The sequence below is a fragment of the Vibrio sp. 10N.222.48.A3 genome, from assembly GCF_041475345.1.
In the GTDB taxonomy this organism is placed as follows: domain Bacteria; phylum Pseudomonadota; class Gammaproteobacteria; order Enterobacterales; family Vibrionaceae; genus Vibrio; species Vibrio tasmaniensis_A.
On sequence record NZ_JBFRVX010000355.1, the window covers coordinates 1 to 5,852 of the forward strand.

Annotated in this window: 7 protein-coding genes; 4 read left to right on the forward strand and 3 right to left on the reverse strand. The window is 44.4% G+C overall.

The window, feature by feature from the left end; genetic code table 11:
- Positions 1–50: 50 nt before the first annotated feature.
- The 3 genes from hutZ to hutW form a co-directional block, all read right to left on the reverse strand.
- Entirely contained in the window at positions 51–581 is a 531-nt protein-coding gene (gene hutZ / locus AB4653_RS11065) for a heme utilization protein HutZ (RefSeq protein WP_004731858.1), read from the reverse strand.
- 141 nt (positions 582–722) lie between these two features.
- Positions 723–1,244: a heme utilization cystosolic carrier protein HutX gene (gene hutX / locus AB4653_RS11070; RefSeq protein ID WP_009845730.1), complete on the reverse strand. Its 522-nt coding sequence runs from the start codon at positions 1,242–1,244 to the stop codon at positions 723–725.
- Between the two features lie 58 nt (positions 1,245–1,302).
- Positions 1,303–2,712, reverse strand: a complete 1,410-nt coding sequence (gene hutW, locus AB4653_RS11075; protein WP_009845731.1) for a heme anaerobic degradation radical SAM methyltransferase ChuW/HutW — start codon at positions 2,710–2,712, stop codon at positions 1,303–1,305.
- A 160-nt stretch (positions 2,713–2,872) separates the two neighbouring features.
- Between hutW and AB4653_RS11080 the strand changes: the two genes are divergently transcribed.
- From AB4653_RS11080 to AB4653_RS11095, 4 genes are all read left to right on the forward strand, one after another.
- A complete protein-coding gene (locus AB4653_RS11080; protein WP_009845732.1) occupies positions 2,873–3,634 on the forward strand; it encodes an energy transducer TonB in 762 nt (253 codons plus the stop codon).
- A gap of 2 nt (positions 3,635–3,636) precedes the next feature.
- The gene (locus AB4653_RS11085; protein ID WP_009845733.1) at positions 3,637–4,338 is read left to right on the forward strand and encodes a MotA/TolQ/ExbB proton channel family protein; all 702 of its coding nucleotides are present in this window, start codon (positions 3,637–3,639) and stop codon (positions 4,336–4,338) included.
- Positions 4,335–4,748 carry a biopolymer transporter ExbD gene (locus AB4653_RS11090; protein ID WP_009845734.1) on the forward strand — a complete coding sequence of 138 codons (414 nt, stop codon included), beginning with the start codon at positions 4,335–4,337 and terminating at the stop codon, positions 4,746–4,748. Before AB4653_RS11085 ends, AB4653_RS11090 begins: the two co-directional genes overlap by 4 nt.
- Positions 4,749–4,923: 175 nt before the next feature.
- Positions 4,924–5,814: a hemin ABC transporter substrate-binding protein gene (locus AB4653_RS11095; RefSeq protein ID WP_009845735.1), complete on the forward strand. Its 891-nt coding sequence runs from the start codon at positions 4,924–4,926 to the stop codon at positions 5,812–5,814.
- Positions 5,815–5,852 lie beyond the last annotated feature (38 nt).

Here is a 5,852-nt window from a genome sequence, read left to right on the forward strand (position 1 = left end):
CAAAAAAGCCCTCACATTAGAGGGCTCCTAAAGTAATCCGTTAAACGAGCTTACTCGTTAGACACTTTTTTGTGACCTTCTTGCAGGTGAACGAAATCCACTAAGTCGTCGCCAGATACTTGGTATGCCTGACCGAAACCTTTTACGAACAGGCCATTCTCTGCTTTAAGGTTGAATAGAGAAAAATCTTGAAGTTGGCTTAAACCATCAATGATCTCGCCGAAACGCTCTTGCATCTGGCCGATCACTTGAGTCCAAAGCTCCGTTTCACGCTCTACAACACTTGCCTGAGCATCAAACGTTAAACGCTTACGTGCATAAAGCTGCTTCGAGCTCTCTTCGTCTTCAATCATCATCAAAGAGACTTGAGGGTTTGCTTTCAAGTTACGAGCATGACGAGCAATATCAGAAATTAGAACAAAATAACCTTCTTGGTTCTGAACGAAAGGGGCGTAACTTACGTTCGGGCGACCTTCTTCATCAACCGTTGCAAGTTGAAGGGTACGGCGCTCTTGGCGAAACTCTTTGATTTCTGGACCTAGGCGACCTTGTAGGCGTTCTTGTTTTACTTGTTGTTCCATCGATAATTCCTTTCTTCACTTTCTCTTATTTATTATTTTTACCCGAGGTTGAGCGTTCATTAGTAAACTAAGTGGACCTCGAGCATTCATATTTTCTTTAAGCTAGCTGGCAATCTTATTTAAGCTTGATGTTGACTGTACTTAAGCTCGTTCTTTTAGTGCTTTGAAGCGTTCAACTTGGTCGACAATCAGCTCTCGCTTTTCATTGCGACCTAGGTAAATCTTAAAGATGTTCTCGCCTGTTTCACTGAAGAAACCGAAGTAATGACTTTCACGCCCCATGAACGCCTTGCTCACCAAACCAATATGTTTGATGTTATCCAGTTTTAAGTGGCCATGCAGCTCGCCTTCTTTACCCATCAGATTGTAGTAACCACGCGCTACTTTGCCTTTAGGGAACGGCGCCTTTACTTCGAAGATTGAGCCAAATGAATGGATAATTGTGGTCACTGGGCCCCAACCAACCAAACCTTCTAGAATATCTTGAGCACGGCTGCCATCTAACATCACCGCCATGTCTCCAGGAAAAGCAGCGACAACTTCAACCTCTGAAACACCTAGCTTCTCAGCAATCGCTGTAGGAAGCAGTTTTGATTCTTCTTCTAGAATGCGTGCGACACGTTGTTCTAAAGTTTCTGTCATTGCGAATGTTGTATCTGTCATTGAATAAGTTTCCGTATAAACGAGTGATTTACGTAAGTTATAAACTAAAAATTCGAGATTAAGCGTGCTTCAAACTTGCATGCGGGTGAGCACCCAAGCCAGAGGCAGTTGGTGCTGGGTGCAAGGTCTGATACTCAGTGTTAAGCACTTGAATCACACTCTGTGCAAGACTTACCGCCCAGAAGCTGCCAGCTATAGTCAGGCTCAGGTAATCTTCCGAAAGATCAACTAGGCCATTCTTTTCCCAATGTGAAAACAGAGGCTTCAGGTAGTCAAACGTGTCTTGCCCCATAAAACTCGGCAACGTACTTCTTCTTACAACACCAGAATCAAAACCGGCTTTCAATGAAGAGAAGATTGGCTCTAGTGAGCTTTGCTTGGTCATCATGGCTATTGGCAATTGACCTTGCTTTATAGACTCCATGTAGCTGTCTAAAGTTCGATGTTGCATCACACCATGACCACCGATGTTGCCACCAGCGCCACAACCAATGGGTAGAACTTCGGCATAAGTTTTCGCTAAGCTGTTGTAAATGCTGCGTTCGCGGTTATCACGAGTCCAGTGATTCACGCTCAGTTGCTTAACCTTGTGCTTTGCCATGAACTCAACGCCCGCCAAGTACATACTCGCCTTATCTGGCGTATTAGCAGGTGGTGGGATTTTTCCTTTCTCAACAAGATTAAGCATAGGCGCGTTGCCCGAAACAATCAGTTGGTAGAGGTCAATACCGTGTGCGCCAGTCGACATGTAGTCTTCTAAATCTTGTTGAAATACTTCCATAGACTGGTGTGGCAACCCGTATAGCAAATCAAGAACGATAGGCGCTTGTTCAGTGCGACTCAGTGAACTGATACGTTCCAACACAACTTCTCGGTCATCCAAGCGCTTAGCACTGCGTCGAACTTGAGTATTGAAACTTTGAATCCCGAATGAGAAACGATTGAAGCCACCTTCCAGCGAACGAGCAAACATCTCGTCGCCAAATCGATTAATCCGCCCTTCTAAGGTCATTTCCACATCGTTCGCTAATGGGAAGTGTTGACGAATAGCCTTACCTAACAGCTCAACTTGTAGAGGAGATAAATCGGTGGGTGTTCCACCACCAATATAGACGGCGTGAAATAGTCCAGACTGAGCCCAAGAGGTTTTGGCTTTTTGCATTAGCTCAACCATCAGTGCATCAAAATACTCATCCACTAATTTACGGCTTGCGGCATTTTGGAAGAAATTGCAGAACGTACAACGCACGCGACAAAAAGGAATATGGATATACAAACAACGTTTATCCTGTTTCTTTCCTTCACTCAGCATCAATTCATCAAAGATTTCCAATTTCTTGCTCGGGTCGACCGGGATTGAGCTTCCCCCAGCATGTGCAGATTGCTTTTTGGCAAATGCAAAACGAAGTGGGTCTGGGCTAGAAATGCCCAGAATTGATTCATCAAACTTATGTATATCAACGCTCATATAATCTCTCTAAACACTTATATAGCAAAGCCTGGAAGACTGTTTGCTAAAACTGAGAGAATCATAAATAGACGCAAATGATAATGCAATTGATAATTGATCTTATTTAGATTCTAAGCAATAATCCGATACATATTTTAGATTTGGTGAAGGATTGAATGTGAACGTACCTAGATATGTTATTGCAGGCGGTGCATCGTTAGTGATTCATGCGGCGATGTTATTTGTCGCTCAAGAATCCAAAGTCTTTGCAATGCCTGCAGGTAGCCAATCGAACACGGTATCGATCAACTTCACTCCAAAGAGCGCTCCCTCACAAGATCAGAAAAAAACCGTTACAGAGCCAGTTGAGCCTGAGCCAATCAAGGAAACGGTCTCACACCCAGAACCTAAACCTGTCGAACCGAAAGCAGTAGAGCCAAAGCAAGCTAAACCTGCACCAAAGAAAAAAGCGATCACCAATAAACCTCAGCCCAAGAAAGTAGAGAAAAAGGTTGTGGAGAAGACAGCCGAGAAAAAGCCGATTCAAAAAAAACCGGTGACTCAACCAGAAAAGCTGGCCGACAAAAAAGTCGATAAAAATATGGACGAGTCCGCCAACCAACCTCGACAAGTTAATCAAGGCGTATCTAACCAAGAGCCGGTGTTAATCACTAGGCCCTCTTTTTCAGCTCGTCCAACACCACCAAGCTACCCACGCCAAGCAAGGCGCCGAGGCGTTGAAGGTGTCGCAACTTATGAGATCTGGTTAGATGCTGAAGGAAAACAAATTAAACAGGCATTAGTCAACTCATCAGGCGCACTAATGCTCGACAACGCTGCCTTGAAAGCCATTAAGAAATGGAAGTTCTCACCTCATACTGTAAATGGTCGAGCAATTGCTCACCGTGTGCAAATACCTGTTCGTTTTAAGTTGGATTAACCATGCAACAAATCAGTTACTTACAAGATCAACTTGGCCTAATGACATGGCCTCTTCTAATCTGTTCAGCATTAACAGCAATGATCATCGCAGAGCGTATCTTCCAAGTCATGCTAAGCATTGGGGTTGGCAAACGCGCTATTCGTCATGAACTCAATCAGATTTCACCAACCAATAGCAAAGAAATCGAAGCATTAGCACAATCTATTTCTGGTAAACGACCTCTGCTGTACAAGGGCGTGTCGATGCTGCTTGCTCACCACTCTTTCTCAAAAGGTTTACGTGAAGATGCAGCAGGGATTTGGCTACAAGAGAAACGCCACCAGCTTCATGCTGGTTTAAGACTGCTTGGCTTGATCGGCGTCATCAGTCCGCTAATTGGCCTGCTTGGCACAGTACTTGGGCTTATTGAGATGTTTAAAGGCGTTGCCGCTACAACAGGCAGCATCACACCTAATGATTTGGCAGACGGCCTTGGATTAGCAATGAGAACCACTGCTGCGGGTTTGATGATTGCGCTTCCTGCGATTTCAGGAGCACAACTACTCGGGCTATGGGCCGATCGAGTGCTAGCTCAGTTAGAACACACTCTGAATTATGTGAATGTTTGGCTAGAAGGCATGTCAATTCAAACCAGTCAGTCTGGCGACACTCAAGCTACTCCTGTCAGCAAAGCCTCTATCGGTGATGTGAGCCAAGCATGATTAAAACGCCACACTCATCTCAAACACAGAGCTTAGTTCCGGATTTAACACCCTTACTGGACATTATATTTATCGTGATGGTTTTCCTTTTGCTGACAGCATCAGTGAAGTTGGAGTCATTAGAAGTGGAGCTTCCGAGTTCTGATATTAAAAACGTTTCTGAAGTTCATAAAGATTCAATTAGCGTCAATATCTTAGATCACGAACCTTACTGGGCGATCAACGGCCAAGAGTACATCGACTGGGAAAATTTTAAGATCGCACTGTTAGAAGAAACGGGCACATCGGATAAGAAGCCAATCATCATTGGCGCCGATAAAGCAGCTAACGTAGAGAACTTAGTGAAGTTGTTGTCGTTCTTACAAGAAAACGGCATTCCAGCAACCCAACTACTCACGGAGGAAGGCTAGAACGACTCTTAAATTTTCATGAGACCTAGCACCTTTTATGAGATTGGACTCTTGATTGATAAGACCAAATAACCAAAGCCAGCTCTCTATCAATTCAAACTCAACATGCGGACAGGCTGTTCACAAAGCATCTTCGCGATTACGTTCCATCAAAAGAAAGTACAAATAAATTATTATGAAAGACTTAAAAGTGCTCAATAAATTAAAGAACAACAAACATTTACTCGCAATAGCGGCGATGGGGTTGGTACTTGCTGCGCCTATCGCCAACGCTGACGACGTAAAACAACTTAGAATCATCAGTGCTGGCAGTGCCGTTACCGAATTAGTTCTTGCTCTGGGTGCTGAAGAGCAGTTGATTGCAATTGATGTGACCAGTCGCTTACCTCAATCAAAAAAGCTGCCAAAGATTGGTTATCACAGAAACCTTTCTGCAGAAGGATTGATTGCCTTATCGCCAACCACACTGATTGGCTCAGATGAGATGGGGCCAGACAATGCCATTTCTCAATTAAAATCTGTGGGTATCGATGTCGAGATCGTTAACACCGAAGCAAACGTTGAAGGGCTACTAAAGCGAATCGACCAAATAGCTAAGATAACGCATACCGAAGATCACTCACAGCAAGTGAAAGCCGAAGTGAATCAAAAAATCGCAGCACTGAAAGCGAATCAAGTACCAAACAACGAAGCGAAGAAAGTTCTGTTCCTATTACTGCATGAAGGCCGTCCTGCAAATGTTGCTGGCGGTGAAACATCACCCAACGCGATCATTGAACTGGCTGGCGGTGTTAACCCTGCGGCTCAAAGCCTAACGTCATACAAGCCATTATCGATGGAATCACTGGTAGAAATGCAACCAGATGTGATTTTAGTCAGTGGCCGTAGCTACCAGAAAATGGGCGGCGCTGATGCCATTCTTAAATCGTTACCTATGCTAGCGGCAACGCCAGCAGGCATGAACAAGCAAATCATTACCGTAAAGGGCAGCGCTCTAGTTGGAGGGCTTGGTCTTGAAAGCCTTTCTGAAGCGAAGCGATTAAACGCACTTATCTACCCGTTATAGCTTATCTACCCGCTATAGCTTATCTACCCGCTATAGCT

Coding starts and splice junctions, on each gene's coding strand:
- hutZ (WP_004731858.1), bottom strand. CDS start 581: ATGGAACAACAAGTAAAACAAGAACGCCTACAAGGTCGCCTAGGTCCA.
- hutX (WP_009845730.1), bottom strand. CDS start 1,244: ATGACAGATACAACATTCGCAATGACAGAAACTTTAGAACAACGTGTC.
- hutW (WP_009845731.1), bottom strand. CDS start 2,712: ATGAGCGTTGATATACATAAGTTTGATGAATCAATTCTGGGCATTTCT.
- AB4653_RS11085 (WP_009845733.1), top strand. CDS start 3,637: ATGCAACAAATCAGTTACTTACAAGATCAACTTGGCCTAATGACATGG.
- AB4653_RS11090 (WP_009845734.1), top strand. CDS start 4,335: ATGATTAAAACGCCACACTCATCTCAAACACAGAGCTTAGTTCCGGAT.
- AB4653_RS11095 (WP_009845735.1), top strand. CDS start 4,924: ATGAAAGACTTAAAAGTGCTCAATAAATTAAAGAACAACAAACATTTA.